The sequence below is a fragment of the Arthrobacter arabinosi genome, assembly GCF_054511115.1.
In genome coordinates, this window is record NZ_JBTNDF010000002.1 from 349964 (window position 1) to 369261 (window position 19298).

At 71.1% G+C, this 19298-nt stretch carries 21 protein-coding genes; 10 read left to right on the top strand and 11 right to left on the bottom strand.

The annotated features are described in order from the left end of the window. Nucleotides 1–21: 21 nt before the first annotated feature. On the top strand, nucleotides 22–1452 hold the full coding sequence (locus tag ACX80P_RS05755; RefSeq protein WP_459277101.1) for a class II fumarate hydratase: 1431 nt from the start codon (nucleotides 22–24) through the stop codon (nucleotides 1450–1452). Between the two features lie 24 nt (nucleotides 1453–1476). On the opposite strand, the gene ACX80P_RS05760 is transcribed toward ACX80P_RS05755, so the two are convergent. Next, on the bottom strand, nucleotides 1477–1947 hold the full coding sequence (locus ACX80P_RS05760; protein WP_459277102.1) for an NUDIX hydrolase: 471 nt from the start codon (nucleotides 1945–1947) through the stop codon (nucleotides 1477–1479). A 5-nt stretch (nucleotides 1948–1952) separates the two neighbouring features. Further along, on the bottom strand, nucleotides 1953–2459 hold the full coding sequence (locus ACX80P_RS05765) for a prepilin peptidase (RefSeq protein WP_459277103.1): 507 nt from the start codon (nucleotides 2457–2459) through the stop codon (nucleotides 1953–1955). A 58-nt stretch (nucleotides 2460–2517) separates the two neighbouring features. On the opposite strand from ACX80P_RS05765, the gene ACX80P_RS05770 reads away from it, so the two are divergent. Beyond that, entirely contained in the window at nucleotides 2518–3273 is a 756-nt protein-coding gene (locus ACX80P_RS05770) for a hypothetical protein (protein WP_459277104.1), read from the top strand. A gap of 1 nt (nucleotide 3274) precedes the next feature. Here the strand turns inward: ACX80P_RS05770 and phoH2 are convergent, their stop codons facing one another. Both phoH2 and ACX80P_RS05780 read right to left on the bottom strand, forming a co-directional pair. After that, on the bottom strand, nucleotides 3275–4606 hold the full coding sequence (phoH2, locus tag ACX80P_RS05775; protein ID WP_459277105.1) for an RNA 5'-3' helicase PhoH2: 1332 nt from the start codon (nucleotides 4604–4606) through the stop codon (nucleotides 3275–3277). Nucleotides 4607–4750: 144 nt separating this feature from the next. Further along, nucleotides 4751–5518 carry an isoprenyl transferase gene (locus ACX80P_RS05780; RefSeq protein WP_459277106.1) on the bottom strand — a complete coding sequence of 256 codons (768 nt, stop codon included), beginning with the start codon at nucleotides 5516–5518 and terminating at the stop codon, nucleotides 4751–4753. 280 nt (nucleotides 5519–5798) lie between these two features. On the opposite strand from ACX80P_RS05780, the gene trhA reads away from it, so the two are divergent. Beyond that, nucleotides 5799–6440, top strand: coding sequence for a PAQR family membrane homeostasis protein TrhA (trhA, locus tag ACX80P_RS05785; protein ID WP_459277508.1), 642 nt, complete (start codon nucleotides 5799–5801; stop codon nucleotides 6438–6440). Here the strand turns inward: trhA and ACX80P_RS05790 are convergent. Together ACX80P_RS05790 and mca are read right to left on the bottom strand one after the other, a co-directional pair. Continuing rightward, nucleotides 6437–6772: a hypothetical protein gene (locus tag ACX80P_RS05790; RefSeq protein WP_459277107.1), complete on the bottom strand. Its 336-nt coding sequence runs from the start codon at nucleotides 6770–6772 to the stop codon at nucleotides 6437–6439. The two genes, trhA and ACX80P_RS05790, sit on opposite strands and share 4 nt — an antisense overlap. Before the next feature lie 93 nt (nucleotides 6773–6865). Continuing rightward, complete coding sequence (gene mca, locus ACX80P_RS05795) at nucleotides 6866–7789, bottom strand: mycothiol conjugate amidase Mca (protein WP_459277108.1); 924 nt, start codon at nucleotides 7787–7789, stop codon at nucleotides 6866–6868. 77 nt (nucleotides 7790–7866) lie between these two features. Between mca and ACX80P_RS05800 the strand changes: the two genes are divergently transcribed. Then, nucleotides 7867–8301, top strand: coding sequence for a DUF4307 domain-containing protein (locus ACX80P_RS05800; protein ID WP_459277109.1), 435 nt, complete (start codon nucleotides 7867–7869; stop codon nucleotides 8299–8301). Between the two features lie 204 nt (nucleotides 8302–8505). Further along, nucleotides 8506–8997, top strand: coding sequence for a transcription elongation factor GreA (gene greA, locus ACX80P_RS05805; RefSeq protein WP_459277110.1), 492 nt, complete (start codon nucleotides 8506–8508; stop codon nucleotides 8995–8997). An 18-nt stretch (nucleotides 8998–9015) separates the two neighbouring features. On the opposite strand, the gene ACX80P_RS05810 is transcribed toward greA, so the two are convergent. Genes ACX80P_RS05810 through ACX80P_RS05825 form a run of 4 tightly spaced genes read right to left on the bottom strand, consistent with a single transcriptional unit; the run spans nucleotide 9016 to nucleotide 12356 of the window. Beyond that, complete coding sequence (locus ACX80P_RS05810) at nucleotides 9016–9630, bottom strand: rhomboid family intramembrane serine protease (protein WP_459277111.1); 615 nt, start codon at nucleotides 9628–9630, stop codon at nucleotides 9016–9018. After that, nucleotides 9627–10916, bottom strand: coding sequence for a threonine ammonia-lyase (gene ilvA, locus ACX80P_RS05815; protein WP_459277112.1), 1290 nt, complete (start codon nucleotides 10914–10916; stop codon nucleotides 9627–9629). The genes ACX80P_RS05810 and ilvA overlap by 4 nt, the downstream gene beginning before the upstream one ends. Continuing rightward, nucleotides 10913–11404 (bottom strand): hypothetical protein, encoded by a 492-nt coding sequence (locus tag ACX80P_RS05820; protein ID WP_459277113.1) that lies wholly within the window; start codon nucleotides 11402–11404, stop codon nucleotides 10913–10915. The genes ilvA and ACX80P_RS05820 overlap by 4 nt, the downstream gene beginning before the upstream one ends. Before the next feature lie 34 nt (nucleotides 11405–11438). After that, on the bottom strand, nucleotides 11439–12356 hold the full coding sequence (locus tag ACX80P_RS05825) for an aldose 1-epimerase family protein (protein ID WP_459277114.1): 918 nt from the start codon (nucleotides 12354–12356) through the stop codon (nucleotides 11439–11441). A 130-nt stretch (nucleotides 12357–12486) separates the two neighbouring features. Here ACX80P_RS05825 and ACX80P_RS05830 point away from each other — a divergent pair, with 130 nt between their 5' ends. The 3 genes from ACX80P_RS05830 to galK are packed head-to-tail and all read left to right on the top strand — an operon-like array spanning nucleotide 12487 to nucleotide 15565. After that, complete coding sequence (locus ACX80P_RS05830; RefSeq protein WP_459277115.1) at nucleotides 12487–13287, top strand: DeoR/GlpR family DNA-binding transcription regulator; 801 nt, start codon at nucleotides 12487–12489, stop codon at nucleotides 13285–13287. Further along, complete coding sequence (galT, locus tag ACX80P_RS05835) at nucleotides 13284–14414, top strand: galactose-1-phosphate uridylyltransferase (RefSeq protein ID WP_459277116.1); 1131 nt, start codon at nucleotides 13284–13286, stop codon at nucleotides 14412–14414. Before ACX80P_RS05830 ends, galT begins: the two co-directional genes overlap by 4 nt. Continuing rightward, nucleotides 14411–15565, top strand: coding sequence for a galactokinase (gene galK / locus ACX80P_RS05840; RefSeq protein WP_459277117.1), 1155 nt, complete (start codon nucleotides 14411–14413; stop codon nucleotides 15563–15565). Before galT ends, galK begins: the two co-directional genes overlap by 4 nt. A gap of 84 nt (nucleotides 15566–15649) precedes the next feature. Here the strand turns inward: galK and ACX80P_RS05845 are convergent, their stop codons facing one another. Further along, nucleotides 15650–16504: a Bax inhibitor-1/YccA family protein gene (locus ACX80P_RS05845; RefSeq protein ID WP_459277118.1), complete on the bottom strand. Its 855-nt coding sequence runs from the start codon at nucleotides 16502–16504 to the stop codon at nucleotides 15650–15652. Nucleotides 16505–16811: 307 nt separating this feature from the next. Here ACX80P_RS05845 and ACX80P_RS05850 point away from each other — a divergent pair, with 307 nt between their 5' ends. Continuing rightward, entirely contained in the window at nucleotides 16812–18143 is a 1332-nt protein-coding gene (locus ACX80P_RS05850; RefSeq protein WP_459277119.1) for a branched-chain amino acid ABC transporter permease, read from the top strand. Between the two features lie 9 nt (nucleotides 18144–18152). Further along, complete coding sequence (locus ACX80P_RS05855; RefSeq protein WP_459277120.1) at nucleotides 18153–19133, top strand: branched-chain amino acid ABC transporter permease; 981 nt, start codon at nucleotides 18153–18155, stop codon at nucleotides 19131–19133. Nucleotides 19134–19298: the final 165 nt, after the last annotated feature.

Consider the following 19298-nt stretch of genomic DNA (forward strand, 5'->3'; position numbering starts at 1 on the left):
ACCACCGGTGAGAATTGCGGCATGACCCCAACGCCTGCAGCCAGCCCCGAGTACCGCATCGAACACGACACGATGGGCGAGGTGCGTGTCCCCGTGAACGCCCTGTACCGGGCGCAGACCCAGCGTGCCGTCGAGAACTTCCCCATCTCCGGCACCACCCTCGAGCGGGCCCACATCGAGGCGCTCGCCCGCATCAAGAAGGCCGCCGCGACCGCCAACGCCGAGCTCGGCGTGCTCGACGAGGAGCGCGCCCGCGCCATCGAGGCGGCCGCGGAGGACGTCGCGTCCGGCCGGTACGACGGTGACTTCCCCGTGGACATCTACCAGACGGGCTCCGGCACGTCCTCCAACATGAACGCGAACGAGGTCATCGCGACCCTCGCGAGCCGCGCGCTCGAGGCCGCCGGCAGCTCCGCCACCGTGCACCCGAACGACCACGTCAACGCGTCGCAGTCCTCCAACGACGTCTTCCCCACGTCCGTGCACGTCGCCGCGACGTCCGCGCTCGTCAAGGACCTCGTCCCGTCGCTCGCCCATCTCGCGGAGGCGCTCGAGCGCAAGGCCGAGGAGTTCGGGGAGGTCGTCAAGTCCGGCCGCACACACCTCATGGACGCCACGCCCGTCACGCTCGGCCAGGAGTTCGGCGGGTACGCGGCCCAGGTGCGCTACGGCATCGAGCGCATCGAGGCCTCGCTGCCCCGTGTGGCCGAGGTCCCGCTGGGCGGCACCGCCGTCGGCACCGGCATCAACACCCCCGCGGGCTTCTCGGCGCGGGTCATCCAGCTGCTCGCCGAGGACACGGGGCTGCCCCTCACCGAGGCCCGCGACCACTTCGAGGCACAGGCCAACCGCGACTCCCTCGTCGAGGTCTCGGGCATGCTGCGCACCATCGCGGTGTCCCTCACGAAGATCCACAACGATCTCCGCTGGCTCGGGTCCGGCCCCAACACCGGCCTCGGCGAGATCGCCCTCCCCGACCTCCAGCCGGGCTCGTCGATCATGCCCGGCAAGGTGAACCCCGTGATCGCGGAGGCCGTCATCATGGTCTGCGCGCAGGTGGTCGGCAACGACGCCACCGTCGCCTGGTCCGGAACGAACGGTGCCTTCGAGCTCAATGTCGGCATCCCCGTGATCGCCCGGAACGTCCTGGAGTCCATCCGTCTGCTGAGCAATTCCACGCGCGTGTCCGCGGACCGCATGATCGACGGCATCACCGCGAACGTCGAGCGCGCCCGCTTCCTCGCCGAGGCGTCCCCCTCGATCGTCACGCCGCTCAACAAGCACATCGGCTACGAGAACGCCGCGAAGATCGCGAAGAAGGCCGTGGCCGAGGGGCTCACGGTGCGCGAGGCCGTCGTCGCCCTCGGCTTCGTGGAACGCGGCGAGCTGACCGAGGAGCAGCTCGATTCCGCCCTCGACGTGCTCTCGATGACGCGGCCTCCGCAGGCCTGACCCGCCCGCGGCAGGGCGGACGGCTCAGGAGACGAAGCGCGCCACGCCGTCGAAGGACGGCGCCGCCCGCACCAGGGCCAGGTGCCGGGGGTCGAGGTCGGGCAGGGCATCCGGGGTGAACCAGCGGACGTCGGTCGACTCGTCGTCGTTGACCCGGGCGGTGCCGCTGACCCACCGGCAGCGGAAGTCGAGGTTCAGGAACGTGGTGACGTCCCCGTTGGGGAAGGTGATGGGCCCCACGACGTTCGTCCCCAGCAGGTACTCGACCTCGACGATCACCCCGGTCTCCTCCTCGACCTCCCGGCGCAGGGCGACCGCCGGCTCCTCGCCGGGTTCCACCATGCCGGTGATGATGGCCCACGCGCCGTTGTCCGCCCGCCGGCCGAGGAGCACGCGCCCCTCGTCGTCGAGGACCACGCCGCCCACCCCCGGGAGCCAGAGCGGGTCGTGGCCGATGGAGCGGCGCAGGGCGAGAACGAAGTCCGGGGTGGGCATGGGTCTCAGGGTAGTCCTGCGAGACCGAGGGCCGCTCCCGCGATGAGGAACGGCCCGAACGCCACGGCGGAGCGGAGCGTCGCCCTGCGCGCGGCCAGGAGCACCAGGCTCCAGGCGCCGCCGAGCAGGACGGCGAGGAACGGTCCCCACCAGAGCAGCTCCGGCCCGGCGAACCCCAGGTAGAGGCCGAGGAGCCCTGCCAGCTTCACGTCGCCGAGGCCCAGCCCCTGCGGCTGGAGCAGGTGCAGCGCCGCGAAGGCGACCAGCAGGATCACTCCCCCGCCCAGCATCCCCGGGATCCGCTGCCAGTCCCCCGCCGCCCCGGCAGCCGCCCCGAGGAGCAGGCCCGCCGCGGGATACGACGGCAGGACGATGCGGTCCGGGAGCCGGTGGGTGCGCCAGTCGATGACGCTCAGCCGGACACCGACGACGGCGAATCCCGCGAGCGCGACGGCGAGGAGGACGAAGGCGGCCGGCTCCCTCCCCAGGTAATCTGCGAGTACGGCGGTCACGGCTCCACGCTACGGGACGCCTCTGATCGGGCGGCGCAGCGACGGCTACACTGTGGAAATGTCGGCCCAGCACAGCTCCAGCCCCGAGGAGACGTTCCGCTCGCTCTGCCGCTCCTCCCCGTGGCGCTGGGAGACCCTGCGGTTCACCATCACGTGGCGCGCTCCGTCCGAGGCCGGCACCGACACGGCGCCGCCGCTCATGGCGTGGCTGCGCAGGCCCGCGGCACTGCGCGTGGAGGCGGCGGACGGCACGCTCCTCCACTCCACCACCGGCAACGAGGTCTCCCGGGACGCGCTGTATGTGAGCGCCACCCGCAGATCCTGGCTCCTCGCCCCGCGCCTCGTGACCCCCGTGTACGACGACGCCGGGTTCGTGCGACGCCGGCCCGAAGCGGCCTACGGTGAGGCCGTCTTCGGCGATCCGCGCTGGTCCACGATGCTCGATCCCGTGGAGCTCGCCGGGAACGCGCCCGTCGCGCTGGTCTTCCCGGGCGCCAACCGGGTGGAGGTCGAGGATTTCGCGGAGGAGGTGTTCGCCGGCCGTCCGGTGCTCGCCGCGACGCTCACGCCCAACCCCGGCTACACGCCGACCGCGCCCGGCCGGCCCCTCATCGGCGAGGGGCGCACGCGCGTGCTCGTCGACGTCGGCACCGCGGTCTGCGTCTCGACGACGGCGCTCGACGGCCCGTCCCGCGGCGCCGGCCACGACCTGCAGATCCTCGGCGTGGACGAATACCTGACCGACGACTACTTCCGGGCGGCGCCGCCGGAACTGAGCGACGTGAGCCGGCACGTCCCCTGGATCGTGGAATGACCTAGTTCTCGGTGCCCTCCAGCAGGTCCGTCACCAGGGCGGCGATGGGCGAGCGCTCCGACCGCGTGAGGGTGACATGCCCGAACAGCGGGTGCCCCTTGAGGATCTCGACGACGGCCGCGATCCCGTCGTGGCGGCCCACGCGCAGGTTGTCCCGCTGGGCGACGTCGTGCGTGAGGACGATCCTGGAGTTCTGCCCGATGCGGCTCATGACCGTCAGGAGCACGTTCTTCTCGAGGGACTGCGCCTCGTCGACGATCACGTACGAGTCGTGCAGGCTGCGGCCCCGGATGTGGGTGAGCGGCAGCACCTCCAGCATGCCGCGGTCCAGGACCTCCTCGACGACCTCCTGTGACACGAGCGCGCCGAGGGTGTCGAAGACCGCCTGCCCCCACGGGTTCATCTTCTCGTTCTCGCTGCCGGGCAGGTAGCCGAGTTCCTGGCCGCCCACGGCGTAGAGCGGGCGGAAGACCACCACCTTGCGGTGCTCCCGGCGCTCGAGGACCGCCTCGAGGCCCGCGCACAGCGCGAGGGCCGACTTCCCGGTGCCGGCCCGCCCGCCCAGCGACACGATCCCCACCGCGGGATCGAGCAGGAGGTCGATGGCCAGGCGCTGTTCCGCGGACCGCCCGTGCAGTCCGAACACGTCACGATCACCCCGCACGAGGCGGACCTGCTTGTCGACCCCGACCCGCCCCAGCGCGGACCCGCGCGGCGAGACCAGGATGACGCCGGTGTTGACCGGCTGCTCGGCCGCCGCCGGCACGAACACGGCCTCGTGCGCGTACAGGGCGTCGACCTCCTCGACGGCGGCGTCGAGTTCCGCGACGCCGGTCCAGCCGGAGTCCCGGACGAACTCGTTGCGGTACTCCTCGGCGAGGAGCCCCATGGCGGAGGCCTTGACGCGCAGCGGCAGGTCCTTCGAGACCACCGTGACCTCACGCCCCTCGACGGCCAGGCTCTTCGCGACAGCGAGGATCCGCGCATCGTTGTCGCTGCTCCTGAACCCGACGGGGAGCACGTCCGTGGAGACATGGTTCAGTTCGACGCGCAGCGTGCCGCCCTCGTCCCCGAGGGGGACGTCCCGGTCGAGTCCGCCGTGGGCCACCCGCAGGTCGTCCAGCAGCCTGAGTGCCTTGCGTGCGAAGAAACCGAGCTCTGGATCATGCCTCTTCCCCTCGAGTTCGGAGATCACGACGACGGGCAGGACCACCTCGTGTTCCTCGAACCGCAGGATGGCGTGGGGGTCCGACAGCAGGACGGACGTGTCGACGACGTAGCTGCGGCGGCCGGTGCTGCCGGCATCCTGCTCCGCCGTGGTGGGTGTGGCCACATGGACTCCGCTCCGGGGCGCACCCCGACTTCGTAGGGCCGGCGGAGTACGGCTGTGAACTCCGTCGATGGCTCGACCCTACGCCCCCGGACCGGAGGGCTCCCGTTCGTTCCGCCGTGTCGGCCGTGAAGATCCGGTGAACTCTCAGGAGCCGAAGCGGCGCTGGCGTCGGCCGAAGTCACGCAGCGCCCGCAGGAAGTCCACGCGCCGGAAATCGGGCCACAGGGCCTCGCAGAAGTAGAACTCGCTGTACGCGCTCTGCCACATGAGGAAGCCGGAGAGCCGCTGCTCGCCGGAGGTGCGGATGACGAGGTCCGGGTCCTGCTGACCGCGCGTGTAGAGGAAGGAGGAGATGTGCTGGTCCGTCAGCTCCTCGGCGAGCGTCTCCAGCGACATCCCCCTGGCGGCGGCGTCCCGCATGAGTTCCTTGACGGCGTCGACGATCTCCCGCCGCCCTCCGTACCCGACCGCGACGTTGACGTGGATCCCGTCGATCTTCTCGGTCGAGGCGGCGAGGTCCACGAGCTTCGCGCTGAGGTCCTCCGGCAGGAGGTCGAGGGCCCCGACCGGCTGCACGCGGACCCGGTTGCTCTCGCCGAGCCGATCCAGTGTGTTCGCGATGATGTCGAGGAGCTGGTCGATCTCCTCCTGGGGCCTGCCCATGTTGTCGGTGGACAGCATGTAGAGCGTCACGACGTCGACGCCGAGCTCCTCGCACCAGCCCAGGAACTCGTGGATCTTGTCCGCGCCGGCCTGGTGCCCGTGGCTCGTCGGAGCGCCGGCGAGCTTCGCCCACCGCCGGTTCCCGTCCACCATGACGCCGATGTGGTGGGGGATCCGCTCGGGCACGAGGTTGCGCTGCAGCCGGCGCTCGTAGAAGCTGTAGCCGACTTCGGGGAAGTTCCACGTCACGCCGGGCCACACCTTCCGCTGTCCATGCTCCGGCGGGGCCGCAGCGTCGTCCTCTTCTTCTACCGTACCGGCAGTCGCCTTACAACCGCCTGCGGTGCTGTTGTCGAGGGGTTGCGGGCGTCCTCCCGAAGGCCGTCGGCGTGCCCCGCCGTGGGCTAGAATCCGGGCTATGACCTCGTCCCGTCACGCCTCCCGTCCCGGACCTCAGGACCCCCTCGGCAGCGGTGTCACTGCGTTCGAGGACACGGTCGGTGCAGTGGCGGGACCCCTCGCGGACGCGATGGCCACCAAGCCGCTCTGGCGGGGCTGGATCCATGCGGTGGCGACTCCGCTGGCTGTCGCGGCCGGGATCGTCCTCGTGGTGCTGGCGCCGACGCCGGGGCTGAAGATCGCCTCCGCCGTGTACGCCTTCACGGGCGTGCTGCTCTTCGGGGTCAGTGCCGTCTACCACCGCGGCAGCTGGACCCCCCGCGTGAAGGTGGTGCTGAAGCGCCTCGACCACACGAACATCATGCTGGTCATCGCCGGGTCCTACACGCCGCTCGCCTGGGCGCTGCTCGAGCGGGGGAAGGCCGAGACGCTGCTGTGGATCATCTGGGGCGGCGCGATCGCCGGCGTGCTGTTCCGCAATCTCTGGGTCGACGCTCCGCGCTGGCTGTACGTCCCGATCTACGTGGCGCTGGGCCTCGGCTCCGTGTTCTACCTGCCCGACTTCTTCCGGGCGGACGTCACCGCCGCCGTCCTCGTCGTCGTGGGCGGCGCCCTCTACATCGCAGGCGCCGTGTTCTACGCCATCAAGCGCCCCAACTTCTCGCTGCGCGTGTTCGGGTTCCACGAGCTGTTCCACGCCTTCACCGTGGCGGCCTTCGCGGCGCACTTCATCGCGATCATGCTGGCCGTCCTGGACCCGGTCCGGGCCTAGCGGTTGTCCGGTCCGTGCTTCCCTCCGGGCAGCGGGCGCCCGCCGTCGGGCCCCTGCGCATCCCGTGGCCGCGGGTCGGGGCCGGGAGCGCCGTCGGCCGGGGTGCCGGGAACCCCGCGCCGGCCGCGGGCCTCGCCCACCTCCGCGGCGTAGCGGACCCGGCGGATGCGCTTGACCATGTCGCGGATCAGGAAGACGACCACCACGACCACGAAGAGGGTCGCCAGGAACCCGAGGGTCCCGGGCGTCACCGACGCGGGATCCAGCCCTGGTTTCAGCGTCGGATCACCCGACGGCGTCGTCATTGCGGCCAGGCTGAGGTCAAGGAACACGCAGGCACCACTTTCGAAGCTCGCAGCGGGTCACGGTGACCGCCGCCTGCAATTCTACGCGGGCCGCACCGGGCATCTGGACCTGGGGGTGTCCTAGGACGCGGGGGGGAGACCGGCGAAGAAGTCGTCCTCGGGCAGCTGCGACTCCACCCTCGACTCGATGAGCGAGTAGTCCTCCCAGGGCCACACCTTCTGCTGCATCTCGACCGAGACGGCGAAGAAGAAGCCCTCGGGGTCCACCTGGGTCCGATGGGCGAGGAGGGCCCGCTCGCGGTGCCCGAAGAAGTCCCCGCAGTCGATCTGCGTGGTGGTCGGATGGGTCGGGGCGGGTGGCTGGTGGCCCTCGGCATCCGATTCGAGCCACTGGGCGAGGCGCTCGGCGTACGGCGACTGCAGGCCCGCCTCCTCGAGCGCGAAGTGCAGGGCACGGAAACGCTCGGGGTTGAACGCGCGGTCGTAGTAGAGCTTGGACGGGCTCCACGCCTCCCCCGTGCCGGGGTAGCGCCCCGGGTCGGCCGCGGCCCCGAACGCCTCGACGGCCACCCGGTGGGCCATGATGTGGTCGGGGTGCGGGTAGCCGCCGTTCTCGTCGTAGCTGATGATCACGTGCGGGCGGAAGTCGCGCACGAGCTTCACGAGGGGCGCGGCCGCCCGCTCGAGCGGCTGCAGGGCGAAGCACCCGGCGGGCAGCGGTGGCAGGGGGTCGCCCTCGGGCAGCCCCGAGTCCTCGAAGCCGAGCCACCGCTGCTGGACGCCGAGCTCGGCCGCGGCGCGGGCCATCTCGATCCGGCGCAGGCCCGGGAGGTCCCGCTTGCCGTGCGGATCGTCGTTCATCGCCGCGTTGAGGATGTCGCCGCGCTCACCTCCGGTGCAGGTCGCGACCATCACCTCGGCTCCGGCCGCCACGTAGGCGGCCATCGTGGCCGCGCCCTTGCTCGACTCGTCGTCGGGGTGGGCATGGACGGCGAGGAGGCGGAAACCCTCACGGGACTCGCGGGGCTGATCCTGGACTGGCAACACGCGCTCCTGGCTCTGCGGGGGACGTTACGGGAGCGGCCCGAGGGGCCGCCGTCGACGGACGGTAAAATGGGAGGGTGAGCTCCGCCGAAACGCCAACACCCAGAGTAGCCAATCGCTACGGCACCCCCAAGCCGAAGAAGCCGCTGGGCCGGGTGCGGATGCTGGTCGTCGCATTGATCCTCGCCGCCGTGGCGGCGGTCGCCGCCGTCGCCCTCACGACCGGCAGTCCGCCCGTGTCCTCCAAGGACGTCGGATTCTCGCTCTCCGCGGACGATCGCGCGAGCGTCGACTTCGAGGTGACGAAGGACCGTTCGGCGACCGTGCAGTGCGCCGTGCAGGTGCTCAGCGAGAACTATGCGGTGGTCGGCTGGAGGATCGTGACGATCGGGCCGAACAGCCCCGAGGACGGCGTCGACGGCGGCCGCACGACGGCTCACCGCACCGAGCTCCGCACCGATTCGCCCGGGGTGTCCGGCGGCGTGAACACCTGCTGGGTCGTGGAGGACTGAACCGCACCGCGGCACTTCTTGGGTTCTGGCCCCCGCCCCTCTAGGATGGGGGCACACGTATCGCCCCGCTTCGTACCGGCCACCCGGTCCCACGAGGCGGGGTCTTTGCTTGCCGGTGACCGGGCTGAACCGTCGGCCCGTCGGCCCGTCGAGGAACCATGAGCCCCACCGTCCTGGTGGCGGCCGTACCGAAGGAGTTATCCCGTGTCCACCAACAGCGCCCCCGCGGCCTGGCTCACGCAGGAGTCCTACGACCGCCTCAAGAGCGAGCTGGAGCACCTGTCCGGCCCCGGCCGCACAGAGATCGTCGCCCGTATCGAGCAGGCCCGCTCCGAGGGCGACCTCAAGGAGAACGGCGGCTACCATGCCGCCAAGGAGGAGCAGGGCAAGGCCGAAGCCCGGATCCGCCAGCTCACGCACCTGCTGAACAACGCGCACGTGGGCGAGTCCCCCGCGGACGACGGCGTCGTCGAACCGGGCATGATGGTGTCCGCGAAGATCGCCGGCGACGTCGAGAACTTCCTGCTGGGCAGCCGCGAGGTGGCGGGCGATACCGACATCGACGTCTACAGCGAGAAGTCCCCGCTGGGCGCCGCCATCCGCGGGACCAAGGCCGGTGACACCGTCACCTACACGGCGCCCAACGGCAGGCAGATCACGGTCGAGATCATCTCGGCCACCCCGTACGTCGGCTGACGTCCGGCCTCCTGTCGGCTACCGGCCGGCGTCGAAGCGGTCCGCCCTCCCGGGGGCGGGCCGCTTCCGTTTGAGCAGGAACGCGGCGAGGATCCCCCCGAGCGCCCCGAAGAGGTGCGCCTGCCAGGAGATGTTCGAGCCGATCATCGGCAGGACGCCCCACAGGATGGAGCCGTACGTGATGAACAGGGCGACGGCGAGCAGGATCTGCTTCCAGTCCCGGTTGTAGAAGCCCCGCGTGATCAGGTAGGTGAAGAGGCCGAACACCACGCCCGAGGCACCGATCGTGAGGCCGCCGCCGAAGAGCCAGGTGCCGACGCCGGAGGCGAGCCAGCTGATGCCGAGGGCGGCGACGAAGCGCCGTGCGCCCTCGAGGAACGCCAGGAACCCGAGGACCAGCAGGGGCAGGGTGTTGCCGGCCAGGTGCTCGACGCCGCCGTGCAGGAGGGGCGCGAAGATCACGCCGTCGAGCCCGTCCATGCGGCGCGGCGCGATGCCGAGGGTCCTCACGAGCAGGTTGCCGAGCACGGCGTTGAGCAGGAACACCGCCCACATCGCGGCGACCAGGGCCACGACGCTGATCAGCCCGGCCTGCGCGCGCCGGGCGAGGGGCTGCGCCTGGCTGTCCCTCACCCCTGGACGACCACCGGTTGGAAGCCCTCGGCGCGCAGGTTGCTGAGGACCTGCTCGCAGTGCTCGTCGCCCTTGGTCTCCATGTTGATGGTGATCGCCACGTCGCCCATGCTGATCGAGCCGCCCACCCGCGTGTGGTCCACCCCGGTCACGTTCGCGTCCGACTCCGCGATGATCCGTGAGATGGTCGCGAGCGAGCCGGGTCGGTCGTCGAGGAGCATGCGCACCACGAGGTAGCGGCCGGCTGCGGCGAGGCCGCGCTGGATGACCTTCAGCATGAGCATCGGGTCGATGTTGCCGCCGGAGAGCACCACCACCGTGGTGCCGGGGCTGGCGCCGTCCTCGGTCAGCTTGCCGTCGAGCAGGGCGGCCACGCCGACGGCGCCGGCGGGTTCGACGACCATCTTGGAGCGTTCCAGGAGGAAGATGAGCGCCCGGGCGAGGGAGTCCTCGCTCACGGTCACGACGTCGTCGACGAGCTCCCGGATGATCGAGAACGGCAGCTGGCCGGGCCGCCCGACGGCGATGCCGTCCGCCATGGTCGACACCTTGGTGAGGGGCACGAGCGCGTCCGCCGCGAGGGACGGCGGGTAGGCGGCCGCGTTCTCCGCCTGCACGCCGATGATGCGGATGTCCCGGCCGAGCTCCTTCGCGCGCGCCTTGACGGCGACGGCCACGCCGGCGAGGAGCCCTCCCCCGCCCACGCCCATGAGGATGGTGTCGACGTCGGGCACCTGCTCGAGGATCTCCAGGCCCACGGTCCCCTGCCCGGCCACCACGGCCACGTCGTCGAAGGGATGCACGAACACCGCGCCGGTCTCGTCGGCGTATCTCCGGGCCTCGGCGAGCGCCTCATCGACGTTGTGGCCGTGCAGCACCACCTCCGCGCCGTGCCCGCGCGTCGCGGCGAGCTTGGGGAGGGCGACGCCGAGGGGCATGTAGATGCGGGCCGGGATGCCGAGCCGTGCGGCCGCCACCGCGACGCCCTGCGCGTGGTTCCCGGCGGACGCGGCGACGACGCCGCGGGCGCGTTCGGCGGGGGTCAGCTTCACCATCCGGTTGTAGGCCCCGCGCACCTTGAAGGAGCCGGCGCGCTGCAGGTTCTCGCACTTGAAGGACACGGTGGACCCGGTGAGCCGTCCGAGGGCCCGCGACTGCTCGATGGGGGTGCGGGCGATGACGCCCTCGAGGGTCCGGTGTGCGGCCTCGACGTCGGCGAGGGTCACCGCGAGGTCGGTGGCGGGGTCGGCGGCGAAGCCTGTGGTTGCTGCGGTCTGCTCGGTCACTGGGAGGTCTCTTCCTGGAGGGCTGGCGCCGACGGGGCGGCGGGGAGGTCCGGGGTGCTGGCCGGTCCCGGCGGAGACTGTCGCTCCGCCGGGACCGGCCTGCTAATGCCGGATACTCCCCCCTGGGGCCGGGCATGCCGGATCACTCCCCCCTGGGGCCGGGCAGGCCGGATCACGACGTCGTCGTCCTCCCGGGCCCTCTCCGCGAGGGAGCGCACGGAGGAGCCGGGGACAGCCGGGAGCAGGACCGGGAGGAGGACGCCGGGGACCCCGGCGACGGGCGTGCCGCCGGCCGGCGCGACGGCCGGCCACCGCGCCCAGGAGGCCGCGAAGCGTGGGGCGTGGAGGACGTCCGACCGGTCATCCACTGGGAGGGGCGGCGCCGCGGGTGCCGGCGGGCCCTGCAGCGGTCCGGGACGGGTGGCAGCACCACGGCTCACCCCGCGCTGGACGGCGCGCCGCGGTTCCGCTCCGGGGAGACGCTGCATGGCCCAATCCTTCCATAGAACCCGCGTGCGCCCCCTACCCGAGATCCGGCAGTATGCCCCATGACGCCGAGAACGATGCGCCGGGGTCGAGCCAGCGCAGTCCCTCGCCCGAGTTGAACGCATTCGCCGGCGCCGTCATCGGCTCGATGGCCACGGCCTTGTCCACTCCCGGGTAGATGGTGCTGATGTACACGTGGGTGTACGCGAAGGAGGCGTCCGCCCAGAGGGTGACGCTGCGGCCGTCGGGGGCCGCGAGGACGTGCTCGTGGCGCCCGTCGACGGTGCGGAGGGCCGTGAACGCCGTGTCGAACTCGATGTCGCCGATCCGCCGGCCGTTGCGCAGGTCGTGCTGCCCTGCCACGCCGGCCCTGCCGGTGGGGATCGACCGGTCGTCGGACTCGAACATCTCCTCGGCCAGCAGCGTCAGCGTCAACTCCTCCGTGGGGACGTCGGAGATCTTGAGGTAGGGGTGGGCGCCCAGCGCGAAGGGCGCGGCGTCGGAGGACAGGTTCCTCAGCTCCTGGGTGACCGTGAGCTGCTCCTCCGTGAGCTCGTAGGTGGCGCGGTGGAGGAGGTGGAAGGGGTAGCCGTGCTGGGGGAAGATCTCGGCCTCGAGGACGGCATGGGAGGGGCCGACGTCGACGGCCTGGTAGCCCGTGTTGCGCAGGAGTCCATGGATCGCGTTGCCCTTCGACGGCTCCGTGATGTCCAGGCGCTGCTCCGCGCCGTGCAGCGACCAGCGGCCGTCGGCCACGCGGTTCGGCCACGGGGCGAGGAGGATGCCGCCGCCGCCCGCGGGGATGTCGCCGTCGCCCCAGGTCTCGGTGAGCGCGACATCCCCGCACCGGTAGGAGCGCAGGGCCGCCGCGAGGCTGGCGACGACGACCGTCGACGTGCCCGCCCGGAGGGTGTGGTTGATGCCGCTTGCCAGTCGTGGGGTAGCCGATGCCATGCGGCGATGCTACCCGGCGGGCAGTCCCACTCTCTTCCCGTCCCGGGCTGGTGTCGGCCGCTATGATAGGTTTTGTGCGTTTCGGTGCGGACCCGTTCGGTTTCCGCGCCCATCGGTCGACGGGAGGGTCATGCTCGCAGCAGAACGCCACGCGGCGATCCTCGAGCGCCTCTCCGGGCAGCAGGCCGTGCGGGTCAGCGGGCTCGCCGTCGCGCTCGGCGTCTCGGAGATGACGGTACGGCGTGACATCGACACCCTGGAGGCCCGCGGGGCGCTGATCCGCGTCCACGGAGGAGCAGTACGCCCGGGCAGCCCCAGCTCGGTCGAGGCGGGCTTCGACGTCAACCGCACGCGGGCGGGCACCGCGAAGCAGCAGATCGCGGCGACGGCCGCGTCCCTCCTGGCTCCCGGCATGACCGTCTCCATCACGGGCGGCTCCACGACGTTCGCCCTCGCCCCCCTCCTGTCCCGGACCCCGGGGCTCACGGTGATCACCAACTCGCTCCCCCTCGCCGACGAGCTGTTCAGGCTGAGCGCCGCCGCGCTCTCCGACGCCGCTCCCCGCGTGCTGGTCACGGGCGGTGAACTCACCCCGTCCAAGGCCCTCGTCGGCCCGCTCGCGACCGGGACCATCGCCTCCCTCCGCGCGGATCTGTGCTTCATGGGCGCGCACGGGGTGGACGCCGATGCCGGCATAACGACGCCCAACCTCGCCGAGGCGGACACCAACCGGGCGTTCGCGCGCACCTGCGGCCGGCTCGTGGTGCTCGCGGACGCGACCAAGACCGGTGTCGTGAGCCTCGCCCGCGTCGCGACGCTCGACGCCGTGGCCGCCCTGATCACCGACCGGCATCCCGGCGCCGGTTACGCCGCCCTCACCCGCATCCTCTGCGACCCCGTCCCCGACCCCCACCCGGAAGAGCACCCATGACCCTCGTCACCCCCACCCGCCTGTCCGACGGGCGCGAGCTGATCTACTTCGACGCGCACGAGGACAGCGCCGCGCGGCACCGCGACGTCGCCGTCACGCAGGACACCCGCGGGCTGCCGGCGCGCGGACCGGCGGGGACCGCCCGGTACGACGCCCTGACCGGCGAGTGGATCGCCGTCGCCGCGCACCGCCAGTCGCGGACGCACCTGCCGCCCGCCGACCAGTGCCCGCTGTGCCCGACGACGGCCGCGAACCTCTCGGAGATCCCGGTGTCCGACTACGAGGTCGTGGTGTTCGAGAACCGGTTCTCGTCCTTCGGCCCGGACCTCGGCGACCTGCCGACGACCGCCGCCTGGGGTACGACGGCGACCGCGTACGGCCGCTGCGAGGTCGTCGCGTTCGACTCCGCCCACGAGGGCTCCTTCGGGTCCCTGCAGCCGGAGCGTGCACGGACCGTGATCGACGCCTGGGCGCAGCGCACCGAGGCGCTCTCCGCGATGCCCGGCATCAAGCAGGTCTTCTGCTTCGAGAACCGCGGGGCGGACATCGGCGTGACCCTGCTGCACCCGCACGGGCAGATCTACGCCTACCCGTTCATCCCGCCGCGTGCGGCGGTGCTCGCCGCGAAGGCGGCCGAGTTCTTCGAGGCCTCCGGCGGACGGACCACGCTCATGGGGCACGCCCTCACCGCCGAACGCGAGTCCGGTGAGCGCATGGTCATCGAGGGGAAGCACTTCAGCGCCTTCGTGCCCTTCGCCGCCCGCTGGCCGCTCGAGGTCCATCTGGTCCCCCACCGGCAGGTCGCGGACATCGCGGGCCTCACCGGCGAGGAGCGTGACGAGCTCACGACGGTGTACCTCGAGCTCCTCGGCCGGCTCGACGCCCTCTACCCGACGCCCACGCCGTACATCGCGGCCTGGCAGCAGGCACCCATCGACGCCGCGCTCCGGCCGGCGAGCTACCTGCACCTCCAGCTCACCTCCCCCCGCCGCGCAGCCGACAAGCTGAAGTTCCTGGCGGGCTCGGAAGCCGCCATGGGCGCCTTCATCAACGACACCACCCCGGAGAAGGTGGCGGAGGCCCTCCGCAGCGCCTCTCCCGCTCCCGCCCGGAAGGACCAGGCATGAACTCCACCCCTCACGACCTCGCGGCCGCCTTCACCGACCGCTTCGGCACGGAGCCGGACGGCCTGTGGTCCGCCCCCGGCCGCGTCAACGTGATCGGCGAGCACACCGACTACAACGACGGCTTCGTGCTCCCCTTCGCCATCAACCATGCGACGACGGTCGCCGTCGCGGTGCGACCCGACCGGATCGTGCGGGTCGCCTCCACCTTCCCGGACGGCGATCCCGTGACCGCGGACCTCGACACCCTGGAGGAGGGCAGCGTGCAGGGCTGGGCTGCGTACCCCCTCGGCGTGCTGTGGGCCATGGAGCGGTCCGGCTACCGGTGCCCGGGCATGGACATCCTGGTCGACTCCTCCGTCCCGGTGGGAGCGGGACTCTCCTCCTCCGCCGCCCTCGAGTGCGCCGTCGCGGTCGCAGCGAACGACCTCTCCGAGGCCGGGGTGTCCCGCCGGGAGCTGGCCGCGATCGGGCAGCTCGCCGAGAACCGCATGGTCGGTGCCCCGACCGGCATCATGGACCAGTCGGCGTCGCTGTTCGGCGAGGTGGGTCACGCGGTCTTCCTCGACTGCCGGTCCGGGGAGTCCCGGCTCGTGCCCCTCGACCTCGAGGGTGCGGGGCTCGAACTCATGGTCATCGACACCCGCGTCAGCCATTCGCATTCCACCGGGGGTTATGCGGCGCGCCGTCGATCCTGCGAACTCGGCGCCGAGCTCATGGGCGTCCCCGCCCTGCGGGACCTGACCGTCAAGGACCTCGCCGAAGCGGCGGGCGTCCTGGACGAGGAGACGTTCCGGCGCGTACGCCACATCGTCACCGAGAACGCGCGTGTCGAGGACGCCGTCGACGTCCTCTCCCGCAAGGGCCCGGCCGATCTCGGCCCCCTCCTCGTGGCGAGCCACGCCTCGATGCGCGACGACTTCGAGATCTCCTGCCCCGAGCTCGACACCGCGGTGGACACGGCGCTCGACGCCGGCGCGCTCGGCGCCCGGATGACGGGCGGCGGGTTCGGCGGTGCCGCGATCGCCCTGGCGCGGGTGGACGACGTCCCCGGGATCCGCTCCGCGGTCGAGGCGGCATTCTCCGCCGCGGGCTTCCGGGCGCCGGTCATCTTCGGCGTCCTGCCCGGGGCGGGCGCCGCGCGCGTCGCCTGAGCCCCGCGACGCGAAGAGACCCGCAACCGGAAGGCTGCGGGTCTCTTCGCGTCGTGCGGGTCGACGGATGCCGACCGGGTGGTCCTAGTCGTCGCCGCGCAGGATCGCGAGGAGGCGCAGGATCTCGACGTACAGCCACACGAGGGTGACGGTCAGGCCGAAGGCGGCCGTCCACGAGTACTTCTGCGGAGCGCCCTGCCGGACACCCTCGCTGATCGACGTGAAGTCGATGATCAGGGAGAAGGCGGCGAGGCCGATGGCCAGGATGCCGATGATGACGCCGAACGGGATGCCCGTCCCGAGGAAGTCCGCGCCCCGCAGTCCCCACGGGTCGTCGTTGACGCCGAACACCATGAGGCCGAGGTTCAGCAGCGAGAAGGCCGCGTAGCTGATCATCGCGATCATGAAGAACTTCATCGCCTTCGGTGTGGCGCGCACCTTGCCGCTCTTGAAGAGGGCGAGCGTGACGCCGAACACCACGAGCGTGCCGAGCACGGCCTGCGTCGCGATGCCCGGGAACTGCGCTTCGAGGAACATGGTGATCCCACCGAGGAACAGGCCCTCGAGCCCGGCGTAGGCGAGGATCAGCGCGGGCGAGGGCTCCCGCTTGAAGGCGTTGACGAGGCCGAGCACGAAGCCGCCCAGCGCTCCGATGATCATCAGGGGAACCGCGAGCCCCGGCACGACGAACGCCGGGATGGCTGCGCCGACGAGGACGACGCCCAGGCAGAGCAGGGTCTTCACGATCACGTCGTCGAAGGTCATGCGCCCCGTCTGGGCGGGGCCCGCAGACGGCTGGTTGTACATGTGCTCCAGCTGCTGCTGGTTCGCGACGGCCGTGCCGCCGTACGTCATGGTCCCGAGACCCGCGGTCCCGCTGCCCCGGGTAGCGGAACGGAAGCTCTTCCCGTTGAATACCGGATTACCGCCAAGTGCCATTTTCTGTAGTCCTCCCATAGGGGGCCGAGTGTCCTTGAAACCCTACCAAGAGCAACGTCCGGGCCCCGGGTTCGTTCCCTCACAGCGGAGGTGCACCCTCCTCCTCCCGGTGCGGAATTCTCAATACCAAGGACGCTTCGCAAAACTTTCGTTACCGAATTGCTACCTCGCGGGGATGCTTTTGGGAATTGCGGAAACATGCCGCGAGTAACATAATCCACACGTCCGTGACACTCGTCACAACTACTGATCCCGGTGGTCCTCCGCCGGGCTTGCCCCCACCGTGGAGGTTCCCATCTTGATCACCATGTCCCCGCCTGCACGGATCAGGAGGTCGCTGCTCCTGGTGCTCGGCCTGCTGGCACTCGTGCTGCTCGGCGCCCCTGCGGCGCAGGCGTCCCAGCAGCCGTCCGCCGCGTCGGTGCACCAGACGCGGGTCGCCGTCGGCACCCCGGCCCAGCAGTTCGACAACAGGATCGGTGGCGTACTCCGCGGTGCCGACGGGCCCATCGCCGGCGTGCGGGTCACCGCCACGGGCAACGGGTTCGAAGGCGAAGCAACGTCCGGACCCAACGGCGCGTGGAGCATCGGCGTCCCCGAGCCGGGCACCTACGAGGTGGCCGTCGACGAGGACACCCTCCCCGAGGGGGTCGCCCTGGCCGAGGGGCAGGAGAACCCCCGCCAGGTGACGTTCGCCAACACCTCGACCGCGACCACCCTCTTCCTGTTCGGCGAGGGCATCGTCTCGCAGCAGGCGTCCTTCCTCGACACCCTCGCCGAGCGTGCCCTGGCGGGGTTCAGCTTCGGCCTCCTCCTGGCACTGAGCGCCGTCGGGCTCTCCCTGATCTTCGGCACCACGGGCCTCACCAACTTCGCCCACGGCGAGATGGTGACCCTGGGCGCGGTCCTCGCGTTCGCCTTCGCCGGAGCCGGGCTCCCCATCGCCGTCGCCATCGTCCTCGCGGTCATCGGCGGCGGCCTCCTGGGCTACGTGCAGGACGCCGGTCTGTGGAAGCCCCTCCGCAGGCGCGGCACGGGCCTGGTCCCCATGATGATCGTCAGCATCGGCCTCGCCCTCGCCCTGCGGTACATCATCCAGTTCTTCTTCGGCGGGGCCACCCAGCAGCTCCCGGGCTCCCAGGGCGCGATCATCGAAGTCGGCTCGGTGTCCATCTCCCGCAACAATCTGACCTCGCTGATCGTGAGCCTCGTGATCATCCTGGTGGTCGCCTACCTGCTCCTGCGCACGCGCATCGGCAAGGCCACCCGCGCCGTCGCGGACAACCCCGCCCTCGCCGCGGCGTCCGGCATCGACGTGGACCGCGTGATCAGGATCGTCTGGGTGGTCGGCGGCATGCTCGCCGCCCTCGGCGGAATCCTCTGGGCCTACTACCGTCCCGGTGTCTCCTACAACATGGGCCAGCAGATCCTCCTGCTCATCTTCGCGGGAGTCACGCTCGGCGGCCTCGGCACGGTCTTCGGTGCCCTCGTCGGTTCCATCATCGTGGGCCTCTTCGTGGAGATCTCCACGATCTGGCTGGAGGCGGACCTCAAGTACGTCGGCGCTCTGCTGATTCTGATTCTCGTGCTCCTCTTCCGGCCGCAGGGCATCCTCGGTCGCCGCGAGCGCATAGGTTAGGGGCTCTTCATGGACTTCGGAAACATCCTCATCAACGCGTTCGGCGAGATGATCAGCCCGACGACGGCGGCCTACGCCCTCGCGGCCCTCGGCCTCGCGGTGCACTTCGGCTACTCGGGCCTCCTGAACTTCGGCCAGGCGGGCTTCATGGCCGTCGGGGCCTACGGATACGCCATCTCCACCCTCACCTTCGACGCCCCGCTCCCGGTGGCCGTCCTGGTGGCGATCGCCGCCTCCGTGGTGTTCGCGATCGTGCTCGGCATCCCGACACTCCGACTGCGGGCGGACTACCTCGCGATCGTGACCATCGCGGCGGCGGAGATCATCCGCTACATCGTGACCACCAACGGACTGACGGACGTCACGGGATCGGCGAACGGGCTCGCGGCATTCGAGGGCGGGTTCTTCGGGCTCAACCCCTTCCCCGTGGGTACCTACAATGTCGGCCCGCTCGCGATGAACGAGCGTGACCTGTGGATCCGCATCGTCGGCTGGAGCGTCGTCATCATCTCGTGCCTCCTCGTCTGGCTCCTCATGCGCAGCCCCTGGGGCCGCGTCCTGAAGGGCATCCGCGAGGACGAGAACGCGGTGCGCTCGCTCGGCAAGAACGTGTACGCGTACAAGATGCAGGCCCTGATCATCGGCGGTGTCCTCGGCTCGCTCGCGGGCATCATCTTCACGCTCCCCCGCGGCGCCGTCCAGCCCGCGAACTACGCGACGGAGCTGACGTTCTTCCTCTACACGTGCCTGCTCCTGGGCGGCATGGCCACTGTCCTCGGACCGGTCATCGGGGCGATGATCTTCTGGGTGGTGCTCTCGCTGACGCAGGGAATCCTGTACGGCCTGATCGAGGTCGGCGCCATCACGTTCCTGACCAATTCTCAGGCAGGTCAGCTGCGCTACATCCTCGTGGGTGTGGCACTGATGCTGCTCATGGTCTTCAGGCCGCAGGGCGTCCTGGGTAACAAGAAGGAGTTGGCGTTCGCATGACCGGCAGCCACAGCGACAAGAACCACATCGACGGCGCCGACAGCACCGGCGTCGGCACTCCGCAGGGAACGCCCGGCGGCGCTCCCGTCCCGTCCGGCGCACACGCCGCGGGCGTGCCCGCCGAGGGCGTCCAGGGCGGGTCCTCCGCGGGCGCCGCCCCGGCGG

What these genes read in the sequence shown, in the direction of transcription:
- ACX80P_RS05770 (WP_459277104.1), top strand. Translation starts at nt 2,518, where the DNA reads ATGTCGGCCCAGCACAGCTCCAGCCCCGAGGAGACGTTCCGCTCGCTC.
- galK (WP_459277117.1), top strand. Translation starts at nt 14,411, where the DNA reads ATGAACTCCACCCCTCACGACCTCGCGGCCGCCTTCACCGACCGCTTC.
- ACX80P_RS05820 (WP_459277113.1), bottom strand. Translation starts at nt 11,404, where the DNA reads ATGCAGCGTCTCCCCGGAGCGGAACCGCGGCGCGCCGTCCAGCGCGGG.
- ACX80P_RS05760 (WP_459277102.1), bottom strand. Translation starts at nt 1,947, where the DNA reads ATGCCCACCCCGGACTTCGTTCTCGCCCTGCGCCGCTCCATCGGCCAC.
- galT (WP_459277116.1), top strand. Translation starts at nt 13,284, where the DNA reads ATGACCCTCGTCACCCCCACCCGCCTGTCCGACGGGCGCGAGCTGATC.
- ACX80P_RS05855 (WP_459277120.1), top strand. Translation starts at nt 18,153, where the DNA reads ATGGACTTCGGAAACATCCTCATCAACGCGTTCGGCGAGATGATCAGC.
- ACX80P_RS05845 (WP_459277118.1), bottom strand. Translation starts at nt 16,504, where the DNA reads ATGGCACTTGGCGGTAATCCGGTATTCAACGGGAAGAGCTTCCGTTCC.
- ACX80P_RS05850 (WP_459277119.1), top strand. Translation starts at nt 16,812, where the DNA reads ATGTCCCCGCCTGCACGGATCAGGAGGTCGCTGCTCCTGGTGCTCGGC.
- ACX80P_RS05830 (WP_459277115.1), top strand. Translation starts at nt 12,487, where the DNA reads ATGCTCGCAGCAGAACGCCACGCGGCGATCCTCGAGCGCCTCTCCGGG.
- ACX80P_RS05755 (WP_459277101.1), top strand. Translation starts at nt 22, where the DNA reads ATGACCCCAACGCCTGCAGCCAGCCCCGAGTACCGCATCGAACACGAC.
- ACX80P_RS05825 (WP_459277114.1), bottom strand. Translation starts at nt 12,356, where the DNA reads ATGGCATCGGCTACCCCACGACTGGCAAGCGGCATCAACCACACCCTC.
- trhA (WP_459277508.1), top strand. Translation starts at nt 5,799, where the DNA reads ATGGCCACCAAGCCGCTCTGGCGGGGCTGGATCCATGCGGTGGCGACT.